The 26,771-nt window shown below is 69.2% G+C and carries 26 protein-coding genes; 17 read left to right on the forward strand and 9 right to left on the reverse strand.

Annotated elements, in window-relative coordinates; genetic code table 11:
- Positions 1 to 30 precede the first annotated feature (30 nt).
- The 9 genes from ACRAKH_RS34995 to ACRAKH_RS35035 all read left to right on the forward strand — a co-directional run bounded on the left by ACRAKH_RS34995 (position 31) and on the right by ACRAKH_RS35035 (position 11,715).
- A complete protein-coding gene (locus tag ACRAKH_RS34995) occupies positions 31 to 4,707 on the forward strand; it encodes a phage tail tape measure protein (RefSeq protein ID WP_380719262.1) in 4,677 nt (1,558 codons plus the stop codon).
- 26 nt (positions 4,708 to 4,733) lie between these two features.
- On the forward strand, positions 4,734 to 5,357 hold the full coding sequence (locus ACRAKH_RS35000) for a hypothetical protein (RefSeq protein WP_380719264.1): 624 nt from the start codon (positions 4,734 to 4,736) through the stop codon (positions 5,355 to 5,357).
- A gap of 47 nt (positions 5,358 to 5,404) precedes the next feature.
- Positions 5,405 to 8,794 (forward strand): hypothetical protein, encoded by a 3,390-nt coding sequence (locus tag ACRAKH_RS35005; RefSeq protein ID WP_380719266.1) that lies wholly within the window; start codon positions 5,405 to 5,407, stop codon positions 8,792 to 8,794.
- 22 nt (positions 8,795 to 8,816) lie between these two features.
- The gene (locus ACRAKH_RS35010; protein ID WP_380719269.1) at positions 8,817 to 9,386 is read left to right on the forward strand and encodes a hypothetical protein; all 570 of its coding nucleotides are present in this window, start codon (positions 8,817 to 8,819) and stop codon (positions 9,384 to 9,386) included.
- Between the two features lie 45 nt (positions 9,387 to 9,431).
- Entirely contained in the window at positions 9,432 to 9,902 is a 471-nt protein-coding gene (locus ACRAKH_RS35015; protein ID WP_447010003.1) for a hypothetical protein, read from the forward strand.
- Positions 9,903 to 9,952: 50 nt separating this feature from the next.
- Positions 9,953 to 10,246 (forward strand): hypothetical protein, encoded by a 294-nt coding sequence (locus ACRAKH_RS35020; RefSeq protein WP_380719273.1) that lies wholly within the window; start codon positions 9,953 to 9,955, stop codon positions 10,244 to 10,246.
- Between the two features lie 82 nt (positions 10,247 to 10,328).
- A complete protein-coding gene (locus tag ACRAKH_RS35025; protein ID WP_380719275.1) occupies positions 10,329 to 10,499 on the forward strand; it encodes a hypothetical protein in 171 nt (56 codons plus the stop codon).
- Positions 10,500 to 11,237, forward strand: coding sequence for a peptidoglycan-binding domain-containing protein (locus ACRAKH_RS35030; RefSeq protein WP_380719278.1), 738 nt, complete (start codon positions 10,500 to 10,502; stop codon positions 11,235 to 11,237).
- A gap of 85 nt (positions 11,238 to 11,322) precedes the next feature.
- Complete coding sequence (locus ACRAKH_RS35035) at positions 11,323 to 11,715, forward strand: hypothetical protein (protein WP_380719281.1); 393 nt, start codon at positions 11,323 to 11,325, stop codon at positions 11,713 to 11,715.
- A gap of 110 nt (positions 11,716 to 11,825) precedes the next feature.
- On the opposite strand, the gene ACRAKH_RS35040 is transcribed toward ACRAKH_RS35035, so the two are convergent.
- From ACRAKH_RS35040 to ACRAKH_RS35065, 6 genes are all read right to left on the reverse strand, one after another.
- Positions 11,826 to 12,197 carry a hypothetical protein gene (locus ACRAKH_RS35040; protein ID WP_380719283.1) on the reverse strand — a complete coding sequence of 124 codons (372 nt, stop codon included), beginning with the start codon at positions 12,195 to 12,197 and terminating at the stop codon, positions 11,826 to 11,828.
- A gap of 81 nt (positions 12,198 to 12,278) precedes the next feature.
- Complete coding sequence (locus ACRAKH_RS35045; protein ID WP_380719285.1) at positions 12,279 to 12,536, reverse strand: hypothetical protein; 258 nt, start codon at positions 12,534 to 12,536, stop codon at positions 12,279 to 12,281.
- Between the two features lie 37 nt (positions 12,537 to 12,573).
- Positions 12,574 to 12,717 carry a hypothetical protein gene (locus ACRAKH_RS35050; RefSeq protein WP_380719287.1) on the reverse strand — a complete coding sequence of 48 codons (144 nt, stop codon included), beginning with the start codon at positions 12,715 to 12,717 and terminating at the stop codon, positions 12,574 to 12,576.
- A gap of 1,554 nt (positions 12,718 to 14,271) precedes the next feature.
- Positions 14,272 to 16,521: a hypothetical protein gene (locus ACRAKH_RS35055; protein ID WP_380719289.1), complete on the reverse strand. Its 2,250-nt coding sequence runs from the start codon at positions 16,519 to 16,521 to the stop codon at positions 14,272 to 14,274.
- A gap of 38 nt (positions 16,522 to 16,559) precedes the next feature.
- Positions 16,560 to 18,044 carry a hypothetical protein gene (locus ACRAKH_RS35060; RefSeq protein WP_447010004.1) on the reverse strand — a complete coding sequence of 495 codons (1,485 nt, stop codon included), beginning with the start codon at positions 18,042 to 18,044 and terminating at the stop codon, positions 16,560 to 16,562.
- A gap of 106 nt (positions 18,045 to 18,150) precedes the next feature.
- Positions 18,151 to 19,173, reverse strand: a complete 1,023-nt coding sequence (locus tag ACRAKH_RS35065; RefSeq protein WP_380719037.1) for a DUF2637 domain-containing protein — start codon at positions 19,171 to 19,173, stop codon at positions 18,151 to 18,153.
- A gap of 191 nt (positions 19,174 to 19,364) precedes the next feature.
- Between ACRAKH_RS35065 and ACRAKH_RS35070 the strand changes: the two genes are divergently transcribed.
- The 5 genes from ACRAKH_RS35070 to ACRAKH_RS35090 all read left to right on the forward strand — a co-directional run bounded on the left by ACRAKH_RS35070 (position 19,365) and on the right by ACRAKH_RS35090 (position 22,839).
- On the forward strand, positions 19,365 to 20,126 hold the full coding sequence (locus ACRAKH_RS35070) for a GntR family transcriptional regulator (protein ID WP_380719040.1): 762 nt from the start codon (positions 19,365 to 19,367) through the stop codon (positions 20,124 to 20,126).
- A 6-nt stretch (positions 20,127 to 20,132) separates the two neighbouring features.
- Positions 20,133 to 20,462: a hypothetical protein gene (locus ACRAKH_RS35075; RefSeq protein ID WP_380719042.1), complete on the forward strand. Its 330-nt coding sequence runs from the start codon at positions 20,133 to 20,135 to the stop codon at positions 20,460 to 20,462.
- A 115-nt stretch (positions 20,463 to 20,577) separates the two neighbouring features.
- On the forward strand, positions 20,578 to 20,946 hold the full coding sequence (locus tag ACRAKH_RS35080; protein WP_380719044.1) for a hypothetical protein: 369 nt from the start codon (positions 20,578 to 20,580) through the stop codon (positions 20,944 to 20,946).
- A 158-nt stretch (positions 20,947 to 21,104) separates the two neighbouring features.
- Entirely contained in the window at positions 21,105 to 22,394 is a 1,290-nt protein-coding gene (locus tag ACRAKH_RS35085) for a hypothetical protein (protein WP_380719047.1), read from the forward strand.
- Positions 22,395 to 22,398: 4 nt separating this feature from the next.
- Positions 22,399 to 22,839 carry a hypothetical protein gene (locus tag ACRAKH_RS35090; protein ID WP_380719049.1) on the forward strand — a complete coding sequence of 147 codons (441 nt, stop codon included), beginning with the start codon at positions 22,399 to 22,401 and terminating at the stop codon, positions 22,837 to 22,839.
- Between the two features lie 64 nt (positions 22,840 to 22,903).
- Here the strand turns inward: ACRAKH_RS35090 and ACRAKH_RS35095 are convergent, their stop codons facing one another.
- Both ACRAKH_RS35095 and ACRAKH_RS35100 read right to left on the reverse strand, forming a co-directional pair.
- Positions 22,904 to 23,167 (reverse strand): DUF397 domain-containing protein, encoded by a 264-nt coding sequence (locus ACRAKH_RS35095; RefSeq protein WP_380719051.1) that lies wholly within the window; start codon positions 23,165 to 23,167, stop codon positions 22,904 to 22,906.
- A complete protein-coding gene (locus ACRAKH_RS35100; RefSeq protein WP_380719053.1) occupies positions 23,164 to 24,003 on the reverse strand; it encodes a DUF5753 domain-containing protein in 840 nt (279 codons plus the stop codon). The genes ACRAKH_RS35095 and ACRAKH_RS35100 overlap by 4 nt, the downstream gene beginning before the upstream one ends.
- 464 nt (positions 24,004 to 24,467) lie before the next feature.
- Here ACRAKH_RS35100 and ACRAKH_RS35105 point away from each other — a divergent pair, with 464 nt between their 5' ends.
- The 3 genes from ACRAKH_RS35105 to ACRAKH_RS35115 all read left to right on the forward strand — a co-directional run bounded on the left by ACRAKH_RS35105 (position 24,468) and on the right by ACRAKH_RS35115 (position 25,951).
- Complete coding sequence (locus ACRAKH_RS35105) at positions 24,468 to 24,770, forward strand: hypothetical protein (protein WP_380719055.1); 303 nt, start codon at positions 24,468 to 24,470, stop codon at positions 24,768 to 24,770.
- Positions 24,770 to 25,204 (forward strand): hypothetical protein, encoded by a 435-nt coding sequence (locus ACRAKH_RS35110; RefSeq protein WP_380719057.1) that lies wholly within the window; start codon positions 24,770 to 24,772, stop codon positions 25,202 to 25,204. The genes ACRAKH_RS35105 and ACRAKH_RS35110 overlap by 1 nt, the downstream gene beginning before the upstream one ends.
- Before the next feature lie 312 nt (positions 25,205 to 25,516).
- Positions 25,517 to 25,951 carry a hypothetical protein gene (locus ACRAKH_RS35115; RefSeq protein ID WP_380719059.1) on the forward strand — a complete coding sequence of 145 codons (435 nt, stop codon included), beginning with the start codon at positions 25,517 to 25,519 and terminating at the stop codon, positions 25,949 to 25,951.
- Positions 25,952 to 26,008: 57 nt separating this feature from the next.
- Here the strand turns inward: ACRAKH_RS35115 and ACRAKH_RS35120 are convergent, their stop codons facing one another.
- Complete coding sequence (locus ACRAKH_RS35120) at positions 26,009 to 26,713, reverse strand: hypothetical protein (protein WP_380719061.1); 705 nt, start codon at positions 26,711 to 26,713, stop codon at positions 26,009 to 26,011.
- Between the last annotated feature and the right edge of the window lie 58 nt (positions 26,714 to 26,771).

Raw genomic sequence — 26,771 nt, forward strand, 5'->3', positions numbered from 1 at the left:
CGAGCAGTTCCCCGAGGAGGTGGTGGCGCGGTGTCGCAGGAGGTGGCAGACCTCTACATCAAGCTGAGCAGCAACGCCCGCTCGCTGATCCCCGACTTCACGGCCGCGGGCCGGGCCGGGGAAGGCATGGCCAAGCAGGTCCGCGGCTCCACCGACAATCTGGATCGCGCCTACAACCAGGCCGCCATCGCGGCGCAGACGACGGCGAAGCGGACCTCGCAGGCCATCGACCAGATCGTGGCGTCCTACCAGCGCGCCGGAACTGCCGCCGCCCAGCTCGCCGCACGGGTGAAGGCCTCGATGGCGGCCATCGTCCGGGCAGAGAAGGGCGCGGCCGACGCCGCCACGACCCTGGAAGCCAAGCTGCGCAAGAGCGTGGACGCGCTGGTGGTGTCGCACGAGCGGGCCGCGAAGTCACAGCTGCGCCTGGAGGCCGCGTCCGCGGCGACCGCGGCGAAGGTCGCCGCAGCGCAGGACAAGATCACGGCGTCGGCTGCCGGGATGGCCGCGAAGGTCGCGGCCGCCGGGGCTCGCGTCGCCGAGGCAGACGACAAGATCGCGGCGTCGGCTGCCGGGATGGCCGCCAAGGTTGCGGCCGCCGGGGCTCGCGTCGCCGAGGCAGACCACAAGATCGCGGCGTCGGCTGCCGGGATGGCCGCCAAGGTCGCGGCGGCCAACGACCGGATCGTCGCCTCGAACCACCGCACGCTCGCCAGCGAGGCGGCGGCGATCGCCCGCGTAGAGCAGGCCAGCGCCGCCACGGTGGTGGCCAACAACCGTGCCGCCGCGTCGCACGCCTCCCTGGCCGCCCGCACGGCGCAGTCGGCGGCGGCTCAGGTCGCGGCCGCCAACCGCATGGCCACGGCGCAGTTGACCCTGGAGCGGCGGACGACCGAGACCGCGCTGAGCATCGTGCAGGCGCACACCAAGGCCGCGAAGTCCGGGGTCGACCTGGAGAAGGCGCTCCGCCGGCAGGTGGACGCCCAGACCGAGGCAGGCGACCTCATCGTCCGCTCGCACGGCGTGGTCTCGCGGTCGATGGAGGAGACCGCGCTGAAGCAGCGCGACGACGTCGAGCGGATGCGCGCCCAGACGATCAAGCTCGCCAGCGCGTTCGAGGAGCAGGAACGGAAGGCGACGGCCGCGAACTACGCGATGGCCGAGGCTCTGGACGACACCGCCGGCCGGTCGATCAAGTCGTTGGAGGGCAAGCGGCAGGCGCTGGCCGACACCGCCGTGGCGCTCACGATGGTGGCGACCGTCGCCACCGGCATGTCGGTGAAGATGGCGGGCGACTTCGAGCTGGGCACCACCCGCCTGGTCACCTCGGCCGGTGAGCTGCGGTCCAACCTGGACATGGTCCGCGACGGGCTGCTGCGGATGTCCGGCGAGGTCGGCTACAACACCAACGAGCTGATCAATGCCCTGATCAGGGTCAACTCGGCGGGCTACCACGGTGCCGAGGGGTTGGACATCCTGCGCTCGGCCGCGCAGGGCGCCAAGGCGGAGAACGCCGACCTGGTGACCGTGGCCGACGCGGTGACGTCGGTGATGGCGGATTACCGGCACATGGGCTACTCGGCGGCCGACGTCACGACCAAGCTGATCGTCGCCACGTCGCAGGGCAAGACGACCATGCAGGAATTGGCGGGCTCGCTGTCGGCCGTGCTGCCGATCGCGTCGTCGGCCAAGATTTCGTTCGAGGACATCGTCGGCGCGCAGGCGTCGATGACCGTGCACGGCATGTCCGCCCGGCAGGCCGCGCAGAACCTCGCCGACGCCATTCGGCACATGCTCGCACCGACGCAGGTTCAGGCGAAGGAGTTGGGACAGCTCGGGCTGTCCGCGCAGGATCTCGCGCAGATGGTCAGCGAAAAGGGCCTCACCGGCACGCTGAACCTCCTCTCCCAGACGATCTTGTCGAAGATGGGTCCGAGCGGGAAAGTCATGCTCGACGCGTTCAATCAGAGCAAGGACGCCGCGGCCGCCGTCAACGACATGATCAAGGCAATGCCGAAGCCAGTGGCGGACCTGGCAATCGCCTACCGCGACGGCACTATCTCGTTGGGCGACTACAAGGCGGCGATGAAGGCGCTGCCGTCCGATCAGGCGGGCCTGGCGAAGCAGTTCATGAGCCTGTCCGACCGCGCGAGCGGCTTCACCGACCTGCTGAAGCAGGGCACCCCGGCGGCGCAGTCCTATCAGGATGCGCTCAGGCGGGTCATGGGTGACGCCACCGGCCTGAACGTGGCCCTGATGTTGACCGGCCACAACACCGCGTACACGACCGAAGCGGTGAAGAACATCACCGCCGCCACGGCCGACGCCAGCGGCAACGTTCTCGGCTGGACCGACATCCAGGAGACGTTCAACCAGTCCATGTCGGAAGCGACCGCCGGCGTGCAGGCACTGGCAACCAAGGTCGGCATGGAACTCCTGCCCGGATTCCGCAGGGCAATGGACGTCGTCTCCAAGGCGACATCCTGGTTGTTGGAACACGAAGGCGCTGCGCGGGGTCTCGCGACGGCTATCGGCGTGGGTCTCGTGCTGGCGTTGTCCGTGGCCACGGCGTGGGTCTGGTCGTTCGCGGCGGCAATGTGGGCCACAGGTATTCCCCAGGTCATCATCGCGATCACGGCCATCGGGATCGCACTCTACGCCCTCGCCGACAGGTTCGACCTGGTCGAACGGCTGGTCAAGCCGTTCGCGCGTTGGATGCGGGGGCTTTTCGCGGAACTGAGAGAAATCCTCACGCCGTGGATCAACCTGGTCAAATTCGAGCTGATCAAGACCTGGCACGCCTTCGTTGAAGAAATCCGCGAGCACGCGCCGGTGATCAAACATTACATCGCGGTCGCCGCAGGTCACGCGCGCGATATGCTGGACAAACTGCGCGCCTGGCTCCAGGACAACGGACCGGCAATCAAGGAGCACATCAAAGAAGCGTTTCGCATTTTCCGCGATTACGTGATTCCGACCGTTGTTTGGTTCGCTACGAAACTGTTCGACCTGTGGCGCACGGCCGTTTTCGTTTGGACCGCCATCGGCAAAGTCGTGATGTACTTCGTAGAGCTGGTCATCGACATAGTCGACGGTCTGAAGACATTCTTCAAGGGCTGGATCGACTTCTTCCGTGGCGTTTTCACTGGCGACTGGAGCTTGGTATGGAAGGGGCTCCAAGGGATCTTCAGCGGATTCTTCAAAATTCTCCTGGCTCTGGCGAAATTCGGGCTCAAAAGCCTGGGGGCGCTGTTTCAAGGATTCGGAAAGGGCCTGGCGCAGATCCTCGGTGTCGACCTCGACCGCGTCCACGCGAAGTTCACCGACGGATTCATCGAATCCGGCCAAAAGGTCAACCGCATAATGGAGTCCCTGGGGCTGGAGGTGCCCGCCCACCTTCGCCTCATGGACCGCCTGGGCCAAAAGGAAACGTCCACTTTCAAGGACAACCTGGCCCAGAGGTTCATGGAGATAAAATACGGTGCCGTGCTGACCTTCGATGAGCTGAAGGACCGGGTCACGGATAAGCTCGGGTTGATCGGCGACGCGACAAACCAGGGCTTGGATTTCATCCGAGGTCTGTTCGGGCGCAAATTCGGATTGGCCAAGGGCGACAGCGAAATTGCGCTGGAATCTTTCCGTGTGTCGTCGTCCGGGATCATGGGCCGCTTGTCGGAACAGCTCGGAATCGACTTGGAGGGGATCAGGAGCAAGTTCGCCGAGAAGTTCGGCCAGTCCAAGATCAGCGGCGAGCAGATGCTCCAGGGCCTGAAGGACGCGGCGAGCGCGCTACTGCGGTCTATGGCCGAGGCGCTGGGCATCGACCTCGACATGATCGTGCTCGTGTTCCGGTCGCGGTTCGGCCAGTTGAAGACCGACAGCGAGATCGCGATGGAGTCGTTCCGCGAGGGCACGGCGGGCAAGGCGGCCCAGACGAAGACCGCGGTGACCGCCGAGCTGGAGGCGATGCGGCTCCAGGCCGAGGCGAAGCTGCTGGCGTCGCGGCTGGCCGCGGAGCGCGAGATGGGCCGCACGGTCGTGATCTCGTCCGACTCGGGCTCGGCACTGCGCAGGATCTTCGGGGAGGCCTGGGAGGCGGTGAGGTCCGGCACGGTGTCGAAGCTGGGCGACGTGCTCGGGTTCCTCACCGGCGTGCCCGGCTCGATCACTCGGATCTTCGGCGGGTCGAGCGGGTGGCTGTGGAGCCACGGCAACGGCACCCTGTCGGGCTTCCTGTCCGGCCTGAAGTCCAAGTGGGCCGAGGTCGTGTCCTTCATCGTCGGCATCGGACCGTGGATTCAGGCCAACAAGGGTCCGCTCGACGTCGACCGCAAACTGCTCATCCCCGCCGGTGACGCGATCATGAGCGGTCTGCTGACCGCGTTGAAGGCTGGCGGCGACCGGGTGCGCCGGTTCGTGCGGGAGTTCACCAAGGAGATCGCCGCGAGCGCGAGCGGTTCGGGCGCGATCGCCGGGAATCTGACGATCACCGCCAAACGGCCTGACGACGGCGAGAACGACGGCGCCCCCCGGTTCACTCCCGGCCCCTCCGGGGGTGGCGGCGGAGGCCAGGTCGTCAACGTCAAGGTGGTCGTTGAGGGCACGGTGATCGCCGAGCGCGATCTCCAACGCGCAGTCCAGCAGACCGTCCTGCGCTACGCGGTCCGCAACGCAGGCCCTGGCCTGAACCCCGCGTTCGGCGGCTGACCCCCCCATCAGGAAAGGAAAACTCGATGGCCACGTTCTACCGTCAGGCGCTCGCCCTCGCGGCGCAGAAGAAGTGGGACTGGCTCGCCGACAACATCGTGGCGACGCTGCACACCTCCGCCTACGTCCCCAACCTGGACACCCACGCCTTCGTGTCGTCGCTCACCAACGAGCTGCCGACCGCTGGCGGCTACACCGTGGGCGGGGTGAGCCTCAGCAGCAAGGCGGTCACCTACACGGCGGCGAACTCGTGGGGCACCTCCTGGACGGCGTCCACCGCGTACGCCGTCGAGTGGGTGGTGCGCCCGGCGGCCGCCAATGGCTTCCTGTACCGGGCCGTCACCGCCGGCACTTCGGGCGGATCGGCACCCGCGTGGAGCACCGTCGTGGGCAGCACCACCACCGATGGCGGGGTCACGTGGGAGAACGTCGGCCGCGGCGTGACGATGTTCGACTCGGCCGACCCGTCGTGGGCGGCCGCCACGTTCAGCGGCGCCCGGTACCTCGTCCTGTCCGACCGCACGCCGGGAACCGCCGCCACACAGCCGCTGTTGGCCCTGCACGACTTCGGGTCGGACCAGGCCGGGCAGGGCGGAACGTTCAGCGACCAGTGGTCCGCGCAGGGCATCGCCCTGATCTTCCACCCGTAGCGGACCACCGGTCGGTGACGGCTCGACAGCGGAGGAGGTGATCCGCTGTGGCTCCACTCAGCTGGGTCAAGAACGTCGGCACGGCCGGCTCGGTCTCCACGACGGCGACCACGCTGTCGGTCAGCGTCCCGGCTGGCGGCGTGGCCGCTGGCCGGCTGCTCGTGGTGCGGTTCGCGGCCTACGGCTACGGGACCGGCGTGGTGTCCGTCGCCGACTCGCGCGGCAACACCTACCAGCTGGACCTCTCCCACAACGGCAGCAGCTTGGGCATTAACGCGATGTTCTCCTGCCGGACCACCACGGCTCTGCTCGCGGGCGACCTCATCACGGTCACCCACCCCGCCGACCAAGAGCACTACGCGCTGGCGGTGGACGAGTTCAGCGGCGCCCATCCCACCGCCTGGATGTGGCAGGCGGGGCCGCCCAGCACGGGCGTCAGCGCGTCCCCGAGTTTCACCGTCACCCCGGCCGCCGAGCCGCCGTCCTCCCTGATGGTCGTCGGCCTGCTGTCCGGCACCGCGCTGTCGACCGACGTCTACACCGAGGACGCCGACACCGCAGGTGGCGACTCCTGGCACACCCTGACCGCGTCGTTCGCGCCCGCGGGTTCCACGAACGCCTCGGTGCAGGGTGCGTACAAGATCCCGACCGACACCACCGCCGCGCAGCAGTGGAGCCCAGTGCTCAGCACCTCGCGGTTCTGGGCCGGCGGCCTGGTCCTCTACCGGGGCGAGAACGAGGACGTCAAGGTCGTGGACCGGCCCGCGGGCACCCGCACCGGCGCGCCCGACGCGAGGGTGCTCAACGGCGCTCCGGTCACGGTCACCGGCGACCGGCCCGCGGGCACCCGCACGGGCAGGCCGAGCGCGGCGATCGGGAACACGGTCACCGGTGACCGGCCCGCGGGCACCCGCACGGGCAGGCCGAGCGCGGAGATCGCCGGTGGCGGCGCGACGCCGCTGCCCGTCAGCACCCTGACCAACACCCTGCCGAATCCGGCTCGGCCGGTGGTGCTGTTCGAGGCCGACTTCACCGCCGGGCCGCCGGGTGTCCCCGGCCCGAACAGGGTCAGCCTCAACGCCCCGGTGCGACGCAACGTCGTGCGCCAGTGGGTCACCCAGCGCGGCCGCCAGTACGAGCTGGACCAGGTCTCCGCCGGGACGTGCATGTTGGACATCACCGACCCGTTGGAGTACCTGCACCCGCTCAACGCCGGCTCGCCGTTCATGACCGGCGGGCGGAAGATCCAGAGCTACCGGCGGATGCGGGTGGTGGCTCTGTGGCCCACCGGCGGGAACATGATCAACGCCGCCGCCGGGTGCGACCCGAACTTCAGCTCGGGCACGGGGCGCTGGCAGTCGCTCAACGGTGCCGGCCGCCTCTGGTCCACCCTGCACTGGTTCCAGGCGCCACGGTCGCTGCGCGTCACGCAGACCGCGCCCGGAGCCGAGTCCGGAGTGGTCGACCGGTTCGACACCGCACCCGGCCTGACGATGACCTTCAGCACGTACGTCTGGGCCGATCCGGGCGTCACCGTGTACGCGCAGGTCACCGACGCCGCAGGCGCGGTGCACACCTCCAGCCCTGCCACTGGCGAGCGGTGGACGCGGATCTACGTGACCTGGCAGTGCGTGGACACGCTGGAGCCGGTGGTGATCTACGGCGTCGGCACGGCCGCGCCGCGCTTCTGGGTGGACTGCACCCAGCTCGAAATGGCCCTCAACCCCTCGCCCTACAGCGACACCGGACCGGTCCCCTACGACATCTACACCGGCTACATCGAGCGCTTCCCCATCCAGTACGACCACCACGGCACCCGCGGCATCCGGCCGCTGACCGCGGTGGACGCCCTGGGCATCCTGTCGCGCACCACGGTGAGCCAGAGCTACGACGCGGTGGTGCTCGGCGACAACCCGTCGATCTACCTGCCGCTCAGCAACGACGCGCCGCCCGTGTCGAGCACCGACCTGGGCATCGGCACCACCGCCAGGCCGGAGTACCGCATCAGCTCGCGCGGCAGCATCAACTGGGCCTCCGACAGCCACCCGGACGGCACGCCCGCGCCCGTGTTCACCCAGCAGAACGCCACCGACCCGCCGGGACGCGGATGGGATCCGGAGCAGTGGACGATCATGGACCTGGTCGACGGCCCGTTCACCCTCGACCACACCGCCGGCGCGACGATCGAGTTCTGGGCGCGCCCGGTGGCCGGGTTCGTGGAGATCGGCGGCGTCGGGGTGTTCCAGCCCGGCGACTCGACGGTGCTGCCGGGAACGTTCGGCCGCCCGCTGCGCCCGTACGCCAACGTGCACTCCAACGGTGGCAACTTGCTGTTCTTCTACAACCCGACCGGTGAGATCACCGCCAACTACTCGCTGAACGGGTTGTACGGCGCGGACGTGTACGGCCCGTGGCGGCACTTCGCCCTCGGATGGGACGGCGGCGCCTGGTCGGTCTACCTCGACGGCGAGTTTGTCGACACCAGCACCCCTGCCACCCAGCCGTCCGCGCCGACCCTGGGGATGACCGTGCTGGCGCACGTGGCCGTGGCCACCTCCGAGGGGCATCCACAGGCGCAGGTGTCCTTCGGGCGGTGGGCTTTCTACCCGCGGCGGCTGTTCAGCAGCGACCTGTGGCCGCACTACCAGCGCGGCGTCGGCTACGTGGGCGAGTCCAGCAGTGGCCGCGTCCAGCGGTTGCTCGATGCCTACTGGGACGGCCCCACGCTGGTGGCGACCGGCGGGCGGCTGCGGATGGCCGCTGACCACGACTACCACGGCCGGATGCTGCTGGAGGTGTTGCAGGAGATCCAGGAGTCCGAGCGGGGTCTGCTCTACGCCAACCGGTCGGGCGTCGTGGTGTTCGAGACACGCGAATCCCGCTACCAGACCCAGAGTTCACAGTGGACATTCGGAGAGGACGTCGACGCCGGAGAGCTTCCCTACGTGGACTTCGCCGCCGACTACGACCCCACGTTCACCTTCTCCCAGGTCAACCTGAGCCGACCGGGGAAGGACGCCTTCCCGCCGCTGATCAACGCGGCGGCCCAGGCCGACTTCGGGCAGCGCATCCTGTCCCACGCCATGCAGGCCGACTCGGACGACCAGGTCACGGAAGCCGGCAGGTTCTACCTGCACCGCTACAGCCAGCAACGGGTGCGGGTCGAGCGGATGGTGCTCGACCCGGCGGCGAATCCGGCGCTGTGGCCGGCGATCCTCAGCCTGGAGATCAGCACTCGGGTCACCGTGAAGCGCCGTACCGGCGGACTCGTCACCAGCGCCGACTACTACGTGGAGCAGATCAACCACACCACTGATCCCGATATCGGCAGGTGGACTGTGGAACTTCAGCTCTCGCCGGTTTTTGTTCCGAGCGCGTGGGTTCTCGGCGATCCGACTCATGGCGTTCTCGGGTCCAGCACCACGCCGATCTACTGAGGAAAGGAGGGACGTCACCTCCATGCCCGCCATGAGTTCGCCGACATCGTTCGTGGACGGAGTCCTGGTCCATCAGGCGGATTTGAACAACCTGTCCGTCAACATCGACACGTTGACCCAACTCACCCAGGGTAAGCCCGCCGCGAGCGGGGTGTCGCACAAGCCTATGGCGATGGTGAAGCTGACGAGTCCTCAGCCGGTCAACAATTCCACCGACCTCATCGTGCCTTGGCACGCCGAGGTCTACGACTTTGACAACTTGTGGACTCCGGGCTCCGCCAACAGGTTTTCCGTGCAGACGTCGGGAAAGTACGTCATCCGCATGGGGACCGACTGGTCTGCGAACGCCACCGGGCTCCGCACGACCAAGATTTTCGTCAACGGCACGAGCAACGCAAACACCGTCGCGGGTTACAGCGCACCCCCGCCCAGCGCGTTCGACGCCTTCTACACGGTGGAGTCGCCGCCCGTGTCGTTGGCCGCCGGAGCGAGCGTGTATTTCGACGTCTTCCAGTCCTCCGGTGTGACGCTCGATCTCGGCCTCAGCTTCGGTGGCACCTGGGCGTCAATCGAGTGGGTCGCTCCGTTCTAAGGAAACAGTCGAATGTCGCACTTTTCACACACCATCCGCGTAACGGTGACGCCGGACCGCGGCACGTTCCTGCCGACGTCCTTTTCGGAACTGCTCCAGCGGGCGATCGTGCTGCCCGGTCTCGATCCGTCCTGGGAGCACACGCTGATCGACATCGCGGTGGCCGAGGACGGAGGTTCGGCCGAGCTCACCATGTCCAGCTCCCCGCCGGAGGTACCGGGCATGGTCGGAGGGCTGCGCCTGACCCACGGCTCCCCCACCGCCGCGATCCGCGTCTACGACGGGGCCGGCGTTTTACTCAGCGAGGGCCGGTACCCGGCGCCGCTGCGCGAGGGTCAGGAGATCGCGGTGGGCGACGTGCACTACCGCGTCGTCTCGACGGCGTGGCCGGGACGTGACCCCGCCACCGGCGCCTGTCTGGGCGCGGTCGACTGGCAGCACGTCGTGGTGGGCGACCCGCTGCCCGCGACCTCGGGCGAGCCCGCAGCCGGCGACCCGGAAGGGCGGTCGGCGTGAATGACGGGTTCAGCGGCGTGCAGCACGCCTTCGGCCGGGTCGAGGCGAAGTTGGACGGCATCGACGCCAAGCTCGACCGGCACGGCGAGACGCTGGCCAGGCACCAGGTTCACATCGAGCGCCTGGAGTCGGACGTCAAGGAGCTGAAAACGGTCGCCGGACGGACGGCCGCCGCCGAGGCGGAGATCGTCCGCCTGAGGGGCGACGTCGGGGACTTGAAGGACGACCTCACCCACGGTCAGCGCCACGGCAGAACGTGGCGCGGTTCGGCCGGCCTCGCCTTCATGACCCTGCTCGGCTCGGGCGTCGTGACCGGCGTCATCAATCTGATCTTCCAGAAGTAGCGCGCACGCGCTTCCCCCACACCCGACCCGTCAGCACCCGCTGGCGGGTTTTTTCGCGCCCGCAAACAGGAGGACGTCCACAGTGGACCACCCCGTCGAAGACGACTACGACCCCGACATCCCGACTCCGTCCGTCGAGAACGACGACCTGGACGAGCGGCAGGGGATCTGCGGCTACCCGGTCGACCGGACCGTGCCGGAGTTCCCCGAGGCGCAGCCGCTGGCTCCGCTGCGCAAGGAAGGGGACAAGTAGATGAGCTGGCGACTCGCGCACTCCCTGACCGCCCTGCGGAACCAGATCAACGCCGCCTGCCCGAACCGGTCCAAGATCAGCGACGGCACGATCGGCGACGCCGCGCACGCCCGCACCCAAAGCTTCCACAACCCGGACTCCAACGGGATCGTGCGGGCGATGGACATCACCCACGACCCCGCGGGTGGCATGGACATCGACAAGTTCACCGACGTCCTGGTGGCCAGCGGCGACGGTCGCATCCTGGAGCTGATCGCCAACGGGCTGTACTGGCACTTCGAGAACCCGCGCTGGGTCACGTACTACGGCGAGAACAAGCACCGGTCGCACTTCCACATCTCGGTGAAGGCGCCGAGCCAGGGCGGTGACGACGGCCGCGCGTGGAACCTGCCGGGGTTCGGCGGTGGGATCGTCACGCCGCCTCCGGCGCCCGCTCCCCCGCGTCCGTCCGTCCCGGCGTGGCCGCTGCAGCCGGGGCACTGGTTCGGCGACTGGCGCGGTCCGGAGCGCCAGCACGGCGGCTACTACGCGCACGAGCGCGGCTGGGTGACGGCGATCCAGCGCAAGCTCCAGGCGCTGTGGTGCACGTCGGACCGGCGGCCCGAGTGGGCGGACGGCCGGTGGGATCCGCCGACGACCGCTGCGATGGCCGAGTTCCAGCGCCGCTACCGGCCGAACCACACGACCCTGTGGGGTCAGTGCCACAGCGACGACTGGGCGCACCTGTTCAGCGTGTGACCCTCCCCCACTCCCCCGCTCTCCCGCGTCCGGCCCGTAGCACGAGCTACGGGCCGGACGCGTTCACCCAACACGAAGGATGCTCATGTTGAAGAAGCTGGACCTCGCCGACCTGCTCGACCGCGTCGGCTGGACCTTCGTCCAGGCGCTTGGCGGCATCTACACCGCCAAGGAGACCTCCGAGCAGGTCGGCCAGGCGGACTGGCGGGCGCTGCTCGTCGGCGGCCTGGTCTCCTCGCTGCTGGTCGTGCTGAAGGTCGCGGGCGTGAAGGCGTCGCACGTGGCGTCCGCGCGGGCGGCGGTGGCCAAGGCGTCGGAGATCCCGGCCGTGGCGAACCTGCTGGCCTCGCTCGCCCCGGTGCTGGGCAAGTTGGACGACGGCAAGGCCGGTGCGCTGGTCGCCGAGGTGCTGAAGAAGACGCTGGCCGAGCTGGAGGCGCAGGACGCGCCGGAGAACCGGCCCGCGTCCCGGCACTGATCCCCCGATCAGGCAGGATGACCTGCCCCCTGATCGCCCGGCGCTGCACCGCCGGGCGATGAACGAGGCCCCCACTCCCCTTCGCCGGGGCGTGGGGGCCTCGTCGGCGTTTACGGGGTCGATGAGGCCGGCTCCGGCCACGGACCGGGATCCGCCGTGCTCAGCCAGGCGCACGGCGTCGCCACGAGGACGCAGCCCGGTTTGACCATGTCGGTGGCTCGCACCCTGATCAGCTCGGCGTGGGGCGAACGGGCGACGGCGGCGGCGACACGTTCGAGGTCGACCGGGGAGCACATCAGGGCCACCACCAGGGACTCGTACAGGGCTGCGGCGCGGTTCATCCAGGTGAAGACCCGCTCCATGTAGTCCGCGGGTGGCGGGAGCTGGGCTGCGTCGACGTCGGCGCCCTCCAACGCGGTGGCGACGTCGGCGGCCAGTGCCGCGGTGATGTCGGGCCGTTCGGGGAGCTGGTCTGCGGTCATGGGCGGGATGGTGGCCCACTCCCCCGTCAACGCAGCGTGCCCGGCCGCCGCGATGGCGAGCCGGGCACGTGGGTCAGCGGGTCAGCAGGTCTCCGGGTTCCACGGCTCACGGGTCACGCGGTCGAAGATCTCGACCTTGCCGCGCGAGTGGAGCAGGAGCAGGTTCTCGCGGCTGAGGGTGTCGAAGTAGCTGCCGCCACCGCCGCCGTCGCTGGCGTAGACGTCGTAGAAGTCGGTGTCGGCGTTCTGGCCGTCCGCGGTGGCGTACTCCACCGCTACGGCGTCGGTGGTCTCCTCCAGCGCGAGAACGTCAGCCGGTGCCGCCGAGATGGTGGTCATGATCGGGTTCCCCTTCCGGGATGCGGTTCGCGGTCGCTCACTTCGTGCGGTGGCCGATCGTGCCGAGCGTGTCGGCCAGGGTGGTGTGTCCGTCGCGGCGCAGTTCGTCTCGGATCTGCTGCCGGTCCTGCGGGCCGCGGGCTTCGGCGGCTCGCTTCGCGAGGTCTCCAGCGGTGTGCACGTCTCTCCTCCGGTGAGGCAGTTCGTGTGTTGCTGACACACGAGACGTTACGCACTACTCAACGCGTCGTCAATAGGGCCAGACGGGTGAACTGCGCCGCCTCACGCTCACGCTCTCCAGACATTCGCGGGACACCCTCGCGGAACCTCGATCAGAACAACGTTGCCGCTTGGCACGGCGGGCGCGCTGAGCCTGCCGGGGATTTACGCTTCACGTCGGTCTTCATTCTTGCCAGACACGGCGTCTGTCGGACGACCAACTCACCCTTGAACGAGGGGCGGACACAACGCTCGTCCACTCCCGCGCCGCAGTTCTCGCACTCGTCGCCGATGCAATCCGCGTAGAGCTTCGCCAACGAGGACACCGTGTCCTTCATGGACTTATGGTCGCATATCGGACTCAAAGACTGAAGCACTTAAAACAAAAACAATACGATCGTTTGCCAATTGACCGGACCATCGGCCGGAACTCCATTCGAGGTGACCTATCGGGGGTGGGACGACGCACGGTGATACCCCGCAGGTTGCAGTGGTCCACCGCAGACTCGTCGCCCCCCACACCGCAGACCCAGGCTCTGCGCTGTAGCCCGTCACCGCCGAGCGGGAGGTGCAGTGCGGCTGGCGGACCTCTGCGATCGACCGGCCGTCCCGCCGAGCGTCCTGCGGGATGGAGTCCGCAGAACGCTCTGGCGGGCGTGCAGAGTCGAGGTCGCGCAGCTCGTGCAGAGTGCAGAGTGACCCGCAGACCGCAGGTCGCGGGGGAGTGCAGAGTGCAGAACGCCCAGGTGGTCGAGTTCGGACCGCGGGCGACGTGGCACCGCAGAACCGGGCGGCCGCAGAGCGCGGATCCGAAGCGGGGCATCCCGCCCGGAGTGATCCCCGCTGTCGCCAGCCGGGTCGCACGGCTCGCCCCGTCGCCAGGTCGACGTCCGCCTCGGGCGGATCGGTGGATCAGCCGAGGGCCACACCCGAACCCGTAACGCCGTGCCGTGACACACCCGGAACGCCCAACGTCGCGTATCGGCCGTGTAGCGGGACGCTGTAACGGCTCTGACCTGCTCTGTAACGGATGTGACGGGTCCAGGCGACGTAGCGGCACAACAGGGGGGACGTCCCCCCTCTGGGCGTCCGGGGGACCGCAACCGCGGGGCGACCCGTTACACCCGCCGGTGACCCGTGACGGATCGACCAGCGCGCGGCACCCTCGGGCGGGATCGTGTGGAACGCGGCGGTGAGCGGTCCGCACGCCCATCGGCGGCGCGGTGGCCGGGCACCAGGTCCACGTTGCGCGCGCCCCTTCCTCTGCAGCTCGTCGGCCTGCGACCTGGTGGTCCGGCACCGGTTCCCGGCCGCCCGCACGGCCACGGTCGGGTCTGCGGATCGGCACGGAGCGCCTGCTGCACCATGCCCTCGCTCTGCGGGCGTCGAGGCTGCGAGGTCGGGCGGTCTGCGCCGAGCAGGCTCGGGCGACTCTGCGGCGATCTGCGGCGCACACGACGAAGGGCGCCCGCCGAGCTGGTCGTCGGCGGGCGCCCTTCGTGCGCGGAGTGCAGAGTCAGTCTGCGGTGCGCTCCCCCCGCAGGAACTCCTTGGCGACCGCGCGGAGTTGGTTCATGTCGAATCCGCGCGTGGGCTGCATCCCGTATTCCGGGCGGCGGGCGGCGGTCTTGTCCCGGCGGATGTTGAACGGGGGGCGGGCGAGCGTCAAGCCCAGCTCGGTGGGGGTTACGCCGACCGCCGCAGCGAGGTCTGCGGATGACACGAACTGCTGCGTCGGGAACTTCTCGATGATGGTCTTCAGCGGTTCGGGAACTTCACGCTCCGAAGTGGTGACCTCCCAGTTTCCGACGATCGCGCTGAACGGGTCGTCGGGGTCCGTCGTGTCGTTCGGCTTTGAAACAGTGCCGACTTCTCCCGAGGGCTTTTCGTCGGGTACCGGAATTCCGCGACGACGTAGCGACTCCCGAGCTGCCTTCGCGAAGTCGGGAACCGGTCCGAGCGCACTTTCGCTCGCGGTCGCGGCCGGGGTCGGCCGGGCGGCCGGCGGGGGAGTGGCGGGGCGCTCGGCCGTCTTCTGCCGCGTCGTGCCGGCCATCACGACCTCGCGCCCGCCGCCGTCGGCGCTGCGGTAGTAGTCGGCGATGTAGGCGACGCGGGCAGGGTCGGTCCAGCGCTCCTCGTAGTCCTGGCCGAGGAACTGGGCGGTGCCGTGGTCGAGGTCGGGACGCAGCGGGGTGTGGGCGATGGCGACTTCCGGAACGTCCTCGTACGGGAAGTTGCGGACGCGGCCGGCCATCGGGCGGACGACCTTGTCGAGGTTGGCGTAGAGGTTGCCGGGCCACTCCAGCTTGGACAGGTCGACGCCCTTGAGGGAGTCCAGCGCGTAGGTCGCCTCGCTGGTCGTGGTCGGCCCGAGCATGTAGCGGTTGCGGGTGACCGCCTTGATGCTGGTCCCCTTGGAGCCCAGTTCGTAGCCCACGGGGCGCTGCCCGGCCTTGGTCTCCCACATCCCTTCGGAGCGGCCGAGGCGGTCGATCTCGTACCAGATCTCGGAGCGCGTCATCGTGTCGCCGCGGTGGGTGACGAGCTTGTAGGTCGGGGTGAGGATCTTGTGGATCTCGTTGGCGACCATGCGGATGGCCGGGAGCTGGCGGCTGATCTCCAGCTTGTCGCCCGTGCGGTAGATGCCCTGGCGGTAGTCCACGACCTTGTAGGCGGCGAGCAGCATCCGGTCGATCTCGTCGCGGGAGTTGGCGACCCAGTCGAAGATCGGCTTGTCGGTGCGGCCGGTAGCCCACGGCAGGAGCCACGGGGCGACCATCGGCCAGAACTTGTCCTCGGCGAGCACCCAGAGCACCTGGTCGACCATGCGCGTCCAGCGGTGGAACTTGACCCTGAGAAGGCCGTCCTTGCCGGAGCCGATGCTGCCGACGATCCACTCGTGGCCGCCGGCGTCGTTCACCATGATCGGTTCGCCGTCTTCGTACAGGCCGATGTCGTAGGGGTGCAGGCACGACAGCGGGGAGCTGTCGTACTCCAACGGGTGGTTCTGGCCGAGCACGTCGCGCTCGCGGACGTGCAACAGGATCTCGAACGCCGGCGAGCCCTTCTTCTGCTCCAGGGTGACCGACCCGGTCGGCAGGGCCTCGCCGTCGCGGTTGAGGTAGAGCCGGGAGACCTCCTGCTCCAGGCGCGGCAACCTGGCCTTGACCGTGGCCGGTGTCGTGCCGTTGTCCAGGTGCAGGACCAGCGTGTACCCGGCCGGGTTGATGATCTCCCGCTCGATGTGGAGACCTTTCAGGTTCACGGCGGCGGCGGCCTCCAGGACCAGGTGCGGGTAGCGCTCCTCCATCTGCGCCAAGGCCTGCTCGTGGGCGATGCGCTCCTCTTCCTCCTGCACCTCGATGTGCTGGAGGGCGATCTCCTCCAGTGCCTCGCGGTGCTCGCGGCGCACGACGTTGTAGAGCGGCCACGCCACGCCGAGGCCGATGAGCAGGGAGATGATCGACGGCTGCGAGAACGGCGAGGTGGCCGTCGCCCAGGTCGACCACGCCGCCGCGTAGACCGACGTCGCGGCGGCGTAGGTGGTCACGTGCGGCCGGACGGCGGGCTCCAGCACCTCGAACCGGGCGGCGACGGTGATACCCGTCGCCGCCGCTGCCCCGATGCCCGCCACCCACAGCGCGTCGACGTCGAGCAGGGTCGTGGCGATGTTGACCGCGTAGAGCCCCACCGCGGCCAGGGGAGGGAAGGCCCACCAGGGAGCGGCGGTCTCCTCCTCGTAGTCGTAGTCGTCGTAGCTCATGGCGATCCCCGTTCGGTGCCGGACCCTGCTGGGTCGAGTCAGTCCTTGATGGCGTTGAAGATCTGGTAGCCGGCCTGCGGGTCCGTGACGTGGCTGACCAGCTCCGCGTTGGCGTTGTTCACCAGGTCGATCGCCTCGGTGACCTTCTCGCCGGTGTCGTGCACGTGCTGGCCCAGCTCGGCCAGCGTCTCGCCGAAGGCGCCGGTGATGGCCGGCTTGTCCTCGAACAGCGCGGCGTACTCCCTGGTCAGCCGGCCGAACGTCTCGAAGAACTCGATCTTCTCCTTGCCGGTGGCCACGACGTGAGTCCAGTTCATGTCGGCGCGCTCGCCTTCGAGCATCGCGCCCATGTCCTGCGTGAGGCGGGCGAACGCGGCCTCCAGCGCCTCCTTCGCGTCGTCGAAGTAGTTGGTGACGACCTGCTCCGCGGACACGGTGCCTCCTTGGGTGTTGATCTTCGGGAACCTGACGGGCTTGGCGGTTGTGCGTGGCAGCGGGACGGCTCGCGGCTTCGGTGGCTGGGTGGCGTCGACCGTCTCGTGGGGCTTGCGGCCCTCTGCCTCCCAGTCGACCTTGGAGCCGTCGCCCCACTTGAACGCAACCTCGTCGTACCAGCTCTTGCGGTACTGCTCGCGGCGGGCGAGCACGCGGTTGGCCGCCGCCGCGAGGCGGCGCGCGTGGCGGGACGGCTTCGGCTGGTCCTTCTTCACTGTGGTCTTCCGCGGCTTCCGCGGCTTCTTGCCGGCGGGGTTCTTGGACTTGGTGGTGGCGGGCTTCGACGTCGGCTTGGGCACCGACGTGGCGGGCCTGGGCTTGGTCGGAGCGGCCTTCGGCCTGCTCGACGTGGGCGACTTCGAGGCGGCGGGCTTGGGCTTGCCCGCGATCTTCGGGGCGATGGGCCGCCACTTCACCCAGGCGGGCTTGGATCCTGCGGGCTTGGGCTTGGGCTTGACGGCCGCGGGCTTCCCGGTGGTGGAAGCGCTCGTGGCGGGGCGGGATTTGGCGGGCGACTTGGGCTTGACCAGCCGCGACCACAGCGGACGGCGGGGCGTGCCGGTACCGTCCTGCTTCTTCACCGCGCGGGGTGAGCTCGGGACGGGTGGACGCTTACGCGTCTGCGGCGACGTCGTGTTCTCGGCGGCCGGCTTCCTGCGGCGAACCAGCCTGGGCCGGCGGCGCGGGGGCAGCGTGGCCGGCCCCTGCCGGCGACGGCGGGTGGTGCGCTGCTCGCCGGTCGAGCCAGGTACTCGCTCACGTGGGGAACGCTGGGTGGTGGTCGTGGTCGTGGTCTTCGGCGCCCGGCGGCCCCGAATCCGCGGCTGCGTTCGGCGTGCGCGGGCGCGGCGGTGGGCGACCTTGGCGGCCACCGCGCCGCCGCCGGCGGCGGTGACCGTGGCGGCGGCGGCGGCGACGCCGGCCGGGCCGAGGGCGGCCATCGTTCCCGCAGCCGCGGCGACGCCCAGCGCGCGGCCGACCTTCTTCACCGTGCGCAGGGAGACGCCGCGCCGAACGGGTCGACGCACGATGTGGCGGGGTCGGCGCGCACGTCGCCATCCCCTCGGGGTGGGCGGGGGCGCTGCTGCCGGTGTTCTGTTGCTCATCGCTCACTCCTTGGGGGTGATGCGGGGCTCAGCCGCTGCTGACTGCCGGGTCTCCAGTCACCTGCTCGCGTGGGTCGCCGTGGTCGGCGATGTACTGCTTGATCACCTTGTCGGCGTAGCCGGTCGACCCGATCCGGCGGTCGACCTCCCGGAACGAGAGGCCCTGCCCGTTGCGGGCAGCGAGGTTGGAGCGCCAGATCTGGATGGCCTTGGCCGCCTTCTCGCCGTACTGCCGGACCAGGCTGATGTCCACCGGCAGGTCCGCGTCGCCGTCCACGTCGGCGGCCGTCTCGGGGTCGGTGACCGCTTCGAAGACCTCGGTCGGCGACTCGTCGGCCCTGGGGTTGCGAACCTCCGGCTCGGCTGGCGGCTTGGTCGTCGTGGACTGCTTGCTGGCGGCCTTCGTAGACGGGGCGCTGCCGTTTTTCTTCCGTCGCGCAACAGGCTCGACGGTTTCGCGTTCCCGCTCCTCACGGCCCTTCGCGCGGTCGCTGGAAATCTGGGCGACCTGGTGCAGGGACAGGCCCAGGGCAAGAGGCATCAGCGCGGAGAACGTGACGATCACCGCCAGCCAGCCCAGGGCGGGCAGGCTGGTTTTCCAGTCGAAGTCGTTGACCAGCTTGACGATGCCGCCCCGGTCTCGCACGAAGTCCACGATGTGCCAGATGGCGTTGCCGATCACCGACGCGGTGATGAAGAACAGCGCGGCCTTCTTGGCGAAATCGCGGGTCTTGGTTGCCAAGCGCCGGTTGAGCCAGGCACGAGTGAACTGGAGCACCGCCAGGTCGATACCGATGGGGAACAACTGCTTGGCCGGCGTGCTGAACCCCATGCCTTGCGCGAGGTTGTGCAGGGTTTCGTAAGAGATCACTGCGGTGGAGATCGCGACACCGAACGCCGAGAACGACCGGATCGGGTCGGACTCCGGCGACCCGGTGAGGACGTCGCTGAACTTCTGAACCCATGCCCACCTCTTTGTGGGCTGGTCCTCGACCGCGCTTTCGGGCGCGGTCTCGGTCGTGGGTGCGGTTTCGTTGGTCGGGGCGCTCATGGGGACATCGTGGCCCGGTTGGGTGATCGTTCCGCCGAGCGACATCCGGTTTCCTCCGCCTCGTTGTGCCTGATGGTCAAGCCGGTGCCCTGTCCGCTGGACTGCGAGCTAAGTAGCTAGCCCTTAACGTAAGGAGCTAGCCACTAACTTGTCAAGCGACTACTCTCCGGAGCGACAGTTGGAGGGGATGGATGAGTGGCTACCGCGACATCGCCGCAGACCTGCGGCGGCGGATACAGGAGGGTGAGTTCCGGGCGACCAACGGCTTCCTGCCGAAGATCGGTGATCTCCAGAGGCACTACAAGGTCGCACGTCAGACGGTGCGTTCGGCGCTGAAGCAGCTCGCGGAGCAGGGCCTGATCAAGCAGGGCCAGGGCCGGGGCGTCACCGCCCAGGTGATCGACCGGGACACGGTCCGGATCCCGCTGAGCCGTTACGGGAAGGTGCTCGCGCCCGGCGGTGAGCGGGGTCCGTGGGAGACGGCCTGCGCCGAGCAGGGCCTGGACGGGCGCATGGTGCTCGTCCAGTTCGACCGGGTGCCCGCCGACGACGTGCTGGCCGAGGCGATCGGCCTGCCGCGCGGCACCGAGTTGGTCTACCGCCGTCGCCACGCGATGCTGGGCGAGCGGATCCACCACGTGCAGATGGTCTGGTACCCCGCCGCCCTGGTGGAGGGCACGGGCTTGGCCGAGAACACCAAGGTTGTCGGCGGCGCCTTCGGCCTGCTGACCGCGCTGGGGCACCCGCCGGACATGAGCGACGAGATGATCACTGCGAGGATGCCCACCGCGGCCGAGGCCGCCGAGCTGGAGGCCAGCACCGGCGTTCCGCTGATGGTGGTCGAGCGGGTGGTGCGGGACCGCGCGGGCACGGTGCTGGAGTTCCAGCGGGTCATCGGGCCGTCCGACCGGATCGTGCTGCACTATGACCAGTTGCCCTTGGGAAGGAAGTGACAGGGGATGCGCAGGACGTACGCACCCGCGCCGCTCGTGCTCGACCCGCCGTCGCCGTGTGCGCACGAGGTCGACCGGGCGCACGAGGAAGTGCTGGCACGGCTGATGGCGGACTCGGCGACCAGGCTGGCGCTCGCGCCCGTTCCCTACGCGGATGACGAGGTGTGGTGGGTGGCCTACGGCGGCGTGCTGATCGGCACGGTCGTCAACCGGACGCCGGAGGTGACGCTGGGGGAGTGGTGGGCCACCGAGGCTGCCGGCGGCGAGCCCCGCGGACCGTTCCGGGTGGCGAGGCGGGCGGCGTCGAGCCTTCTTCCCGAGCGCGACCAGGCCTAGCGCTGCGGGGTGTTGGTGGCGCTGCACCGCCACCGCCCCGAGCGCAAGATCGCGGACAAGTCATCACCGTGCTACGGTCACCGTGTCTGGTAACCGGATACGGTGAGGTGTAGTAATGAGATCGACTTCCGGCGCGAGCGCACCGCCCGCCGAGGACTCCGCCCAGGACGCAGCGGGCGAAGCGGCGTTGATCGCCGTGCTCGCCAACCCGGATCTGTCCTGGGCTGCGAAGGGCGTCTACGCCTACCTGGTGAAGGCCGTGGGCGACAACGCGCCCGCGCCCGACGTGCACCGGCTCATGGCGAACGGCCCTCAGGGCAAGCAGGCGGTACGCAACGTCGTACAGGAACTGGTGGACGCCGGACTGGCGGACTACCAGCAGGTTCGCGTCGGCGGCCGGTACCGCGCCCAGATCCGCGTCCGGCACTTGGGCGACACGCCGCACCCGGACGGATCAGTGGCCCAGGACACGCTGGCGGGCTAACTTCCCCCCAGACATAGCGAAGCCCGGTGCGGCTAACACCGGGCGGACGCAAGACCGCAGGAGAACGCTTCCCATAGCACTGCGGCTGCCGTTCAGCGTACTGGTGGTTTCCGGTGTGCTGCAACAGGGTCAGCCGCGTGTCGAGACGAGGACACGTCGTGAACGACCACCACCGCGCCGCCCCGCCGGGGGGCGAGCCGCCGGAAACCCTGCAGATCGGCTCGGCCGAAGCAGGCAAGCCCAGCTACACCTTGGGGTGGGACTGGATCGACCTCCACCCGGAGCTGCCCGACGCCTCGGTGCGCGTCTACCGGGCAATCAGGATGTGCATCCTGGAGAAGGATCCCGACCGTCAGATCAAGCTCACCGACGAGGAGATCGGCGAGCTGACCCACCGCTCACGCACGTCGGTGTGGCGCGCGATGAAGCCGCTGTTCGCCCTCGGCCTCATCGAGGAGGTGTCGACCGAGCGTCGCTCGGTTCGGGTGCCCGGTGAGGCCAAGCCCCAGGTGCGCACGTTCCGCACGCTCACGGTCCACGACCACCCCCGCGGCGGCTACTCGAGCTACGAGGGGCCGGTCAACCCGTTCAACGTGCTGAAGCGGGTCGCGGCCGAGCGCGCGGCACGCGAGAGGACGCGTCGGGAAGCCCGAGCGAGGGAGACCGCGGCCGTGCCTGTTGCAGATCTGCAACCTCAGAACGACCTGCGGATTGTGGACAACTCGGGGCTGGTGGACCGCGTTGCAGATGTGCAACGTCAGTCTGACCTGCACGTTGTGGATAACTCGTCTGCTGTTGCAGATCTGCACAAAACCGGTTCCACATCTGCAACAGGCCCGAACCAGATGTGGAACGCAATAGAAGTAACCACTTACAACCAAGTAGTTGAAGTAACCGGGGCTCCCGCCCCGGACCCCGGACCCCGCACTCCTTCGGAGCACGGGACTGGAGATCAACTGCTTGACAATGCGGCTGGAAGTGGTGGTTACCAAGGTGACCACCAGACCGCGCGCGTGCGCGTGGTGCACATCGGCCGGGACTGGCTCAGGCCGGACTCCGAGGTGGTCGACCAGCTGGGCCTGTTGCTGGCGATCGAGTCGGACCTGACGCACGCCCAGGCGATGACCAGGGCCTACAAGAAGCTCGCGGAGGCCGTCGACCCGAAGTTGCTCGACCCTCAGATCGCCGACCTGCGCCGCAGCAGCCTGCCGCCGTTGACCACGGCCGAGGCTCGCTACCGGGTAGAGCGGGCCGCCGTCGAGGGCCTGCTGCTCAGCGCCGCCGAAGCCGCCGGCGTGACCATCAAGATCGCATCCGAAACGACGTCCAGGAGCCGCGCAGCCAGCCCGGCAGGGCAGGGCGCTGGTGGTGACCGCCGTCGAGCCGGTGGACGCGGCACGGGCGCTCTGGGGGCACAGGAGCCCGTTGCCGACCAGCGGACCGGGTAGGCGCGTGGACGCGACGGGGGATCCGGTCGAGGCCGCGGCGGTCCTGCTGCTGCGGCTGGGCAGGGGCCGCGACGAAGCGGCGGCCCGCGAGGTGCCGTTCGCCCGCCCTTCCGACGTCCTGGCCCGGTTGATGCAGGCCACGGTCGCGCTGGTGCACGAGATGGGCTGGGTGAGCGCGGAGACGCTGCTGGTGAACCTGGAGGTCACCGCCGATTCGCCGGTCGATCTCGACGCGGAGCCCTACCGGCAGGTGATCGGCGCGGTTCGGGCGACCATCACCGGCGCCACCGGCGAGATCGAGCGGGTGGCCGCGGAACTCGCGGCCGGGGACGAGCCGGTGCTGGTGGAAGGCGTCCGGTGCGCCGCGGCCCTGGCCCGCGCCACGCTGGACAGGTGCGTCGCCGAAGGCGTGCCCGTGCCGGTGTGGCTTCTCCCCGCGGTCTAGACCGGGAGACGGCGAGGGCCGCGCACGGCGATGTACGCGGCCCCGGTGGTGGAACTGCCGTCGATCAGTCGGCGAGGGCGTCGGCCGCGGCCGCGCGGCGGAACGCCGCCCAACTGCGAGCGGGCACGGCGAGCTGCGCCGCACGGCGCGCGGCCGGCGTCAACTTGGAGTCCTGGATGCCGACCACCGGGCCTGACTCGGCCTCGGCGAAGGCGATCGACACACAGCCGCTGGAGCTTCCGGAGTAGGAGGACTTCCGGTGCGGTAGCTCGGCGAGGACCAGGCGGTCCTGCGGCGTGGTGGCGCGGGGGCGGGAAGCGTTCGTCATGGGGTCTTGGTCTCCTTCAACAGTCTGTCGATGAAGCTCAGGCTCTGCGCCGGGGTCAGCGCCTCCGCCAGGGCCACGTCGAAGGTGTAGCGGTACCTCCGGGCCTGCCCTTTGTCGGTGGGTGAGCCTTCTTCGTAGATCCGGTGCGACGTGTCGCCGTCCACGAACACCATGTCGGGGTCGTCGTCGTCCGGGAACTCGAAGATCATGAAGGTATCCAGGCCGGGCGGGGTCACCGTGAACGGCATGACCTGGATGGTCACCGGTGGCCGGTCCTGGTCGCGGCCGACGTCGAGCAGGTACTGGTACTGCTCGCGCATGAGGACGTCGGGCTCGCCGGCCGCGTCGTCGCCGGGCTTGCGGACCTGGGTCCGGAGGGCGCCTTCGGTCATCACCGCGCGCAGGCCCTGGAAGCCGGGGGAGACCAGCTGCTTCTGCCACTCGGCGCGCAGGTCGGCGATGCGGTCGACGTTGTTCGGCACCACGAAGGCCCGCGACCGCTCGGCCACCGCCCTGGTGTAGTCGGGAGTCTGGAGCAGGCCGGGTATGAACAGGGTGTCGTAGGTTCGCACCGACCCGGCCAGCTCGCAGAGTTCCCCCAGCATCTCGACCGGCTCGGACACTATGTCGCTGTACTCGCGCCACTTGCCCTTGTCGTAGGCCCGGCTCCACAGCTCGTGCAGTGTGGATCTGGTGTGCTCGTTGGCGTTCAGCGCCGACAGCGCGAAGGCCAGGTGGTGTTCCTCCACGCGGCCGGTCCCGCCCTCGACGTGGCTCCAGTGGCCTTGGCCGAGGGTGCCCAGGTCACCGCCAGCCGCCTGTGCGATCTCGGCCATTCGGGCGATGAGGGCGGCCTGCGAGAGGTTGGCATCGACCCGGAGTCGTCGCAGGTGAGCGCCGAGGCGGGCGGCTCGCGCGGTCTTGCGTACGGGCATGGCTGTGCCCTTCCTGTACGGAGAGGGGGGAAGCAAGTACACCCTAAGTGATCTCCCCTCAACCTAGCCGCGAGTCGACCACACGAAAGAAGTAGCGGTTTGGGGTGGTTGATCGGAAATTATGGCGACATAATTGCCGAGAGGCCCCGCGGTGACGGGTGCCACACCAGCCAGGCGGCGGCTCCGGCTGCTTTCCCACCGACACCCCACGGTGTCGGCCCACCGGCGTCGGAGCCGCTGCCTTCCCAAACGAAGCGAGGTGCGCAGTGGTCAGCCTGCCGTTCCCCCGCCGGCGTCGGACAAGCCATGATGCCGTAGAGACGCAGCTCATCCCGGCGATCGACCCCGCCCGTTCACCGGATCGGGTGAACAAGGCCAAGACCGCGGCGAAGGAGCTGGTCGTCGCCCACGACGACCTGGTGGCCACCCGCACCGTCTCCGGGCGGATCGCCCTGCTGCCGAAGTCGGGCCACTGGCCCGAGGACGGCTGTCCCCTCGTCATGCCGATGCTCCGCGTCGGGCGCCTGCGCCGCGCCCTTCGGTGCCTGCTCCTGGACGCCGACCTGCCCGCCACCGGAGACCTCCAGGGCGAGGCCGAGGAGATCCACCGTGAAGCCCTCGCCGAGATGCGCCGCTTCGGCGCCCTCGTCGGCCGCGGGCAGGCGTGATGACCGTGGACACCGGCGAGCAGGAGACGGCCGAGGAGACGGCCGCCCGCGCACACCGGGAGCGCGAGGCCTTGAAGGCGCTGTACACGCGGCTCAGGATCAAGGGGTTTCGCCGCTACAACGTCCCGGCGCGCGGTGACGAACCCGCCTACGTGCTGTGGGTGCTGCTCTGGAAGGGGGAAGCGCTGGTGCTGCGCTCCAGCTCCACCCTCTCCGCGGTCGCCTACCGCGTGCGGATCGAGGACTTCAACCCCGAGCACCCCGAGATCGTGCCGGACGACTTCGAAGACCCGGACCCCGACGCGCCCCACCACAACGTCGAGGCATCGAGCCGCTACGAACGGTACAAGGCCGGGACGTTCACCGAAGTCACCACTGCTCTATTCGGGTGGAGTAACGAAACTGGTTCGTTCGGCGGCTCGTTGACCAAGTAAACCCCCCACAGGCCGCCTGATTCCCAGGTGGGTAGAAACCGCGACCCTGGAGCCACCTTCCATCCCCTCGGAAGGCTCCGGGGTCGCGGCCGTTAGGCCAGGTAGACGGCCCGACCGCAACGTCTAGACAAGCACTATTGCTTCAGAGTGAACTGAAGACTGCCCGCTCCGGGCCGTGCCCGGCTTCTCCGGGGAAAGATCGTCCGAGCCGGTTTTTGGGGTTGCGGACCGCTCGGATCGCCGCTGCACGCGGCCACCGGTCGGGGATTGGACCAAGGCGGCGCGGTGGAAACGTTACTACCCTGCTCTGGCATGGACGACTTCGAGTCGCTGGAACCGCTCGACCTGCCGGGCCGCCGAGCCATCCTCGCCCAGGCCCTCGCCCTTCCCCGCCTCGCCGAAGACCTGGGCGCGCACGCCTTGGTGCGGCTGTTCGGCGGTTTCCGCAACGCCTCCGCCGCAATGAGCCGCGGCGCGGACCTGGCGTTCTACCTGGCGTGGGAGCGGGGCGCGTCACTGCCTGATCTCGCCCGCCCGATCGGCAAGGGCTACAAGAAGAGTGCCGCCAGCCGCCGCAACATCCTGACCCGCCCGGTGACCGGCTACCCGGAGGGCTCGCACCAGCTGGTCGACCACATCCGCCGCCAGTACGCCGCGGTGGGCGGAGACCTGGGCGAACTCGACGCGTTCCTCGACGCCGTCGCCCCGGTGCCGTTCGCCGAGGAGCGTTCACGCGCCGAGAGCTGACACAACGGCGGGAACGTGCGCCGGCGAACGGCACACGTTCCCGCCGGGGTCGCAGGGTCAGGCGTCGGTGAGCACGGACGGGTCGCGCCGGACCACCATCACCAGCCGGCCCAACTCCACCCACGACTCGCCGTCGACCACCCAGTCCTCGGGCAGGACGTTGGTCAGGTGCCGGTCGTTCGGGGTCTCGTCGGCGACCCAGACGAACGACTCCGGGCCGGCGAGGGTGCGCTGGCGGGTGGGGTTGTACACGGTGATCGACCACTGCCCGTCGCTCGCGTCGGCGACCGCCACGCCGAGGTCGGTCCGGGTCTGGTAGTCACCTTCGTTGTAGAGGCGCGCGACGGCGCGCACCGCGGCGGCCGACCACGAGTCCCTGGCCGCATCCCGGTACCGGTAGGGGAGCGGTTCGAGTTCGAACACGCCCCACCCGGCCAGGTTGAGCCAGGCGCCGGTGTTCTCCACCAGGTAGTTGTCCGCGACCGAGCCGGGCCAGCGCTCGTAGGCCGCGGGGCGCAGCCACTCGTCCACCAGCTCCAGGTAGGCGAAGCGGTGGATCGTGGCGAACGAGCTGCCGGGGCGGTCGGTCGCCTTGTCGTACGTGGACTTCAGCAGCGGCTCCCGCAGGTGGATGGCGTCGCGCAGTGCCGCGATCTCGTCGTCCTCGCTGTCGAGCAGGCGGACCAGGCCGAGAGGGGCGATCCGTGCGCGCAGCTCGCCGTCGTCCAGGTCGGCGAGGTCGGCCGTGTCGTTGGGGGACAAGGTGTTTCTCCGTTCGGCGTTCATGAGCGCCCGCCGATTGCGGGCTGCTCCACCCCCG

It is taken from the genome of Saccharothrix hoggarensis (genome assembly GCF_052936025.1).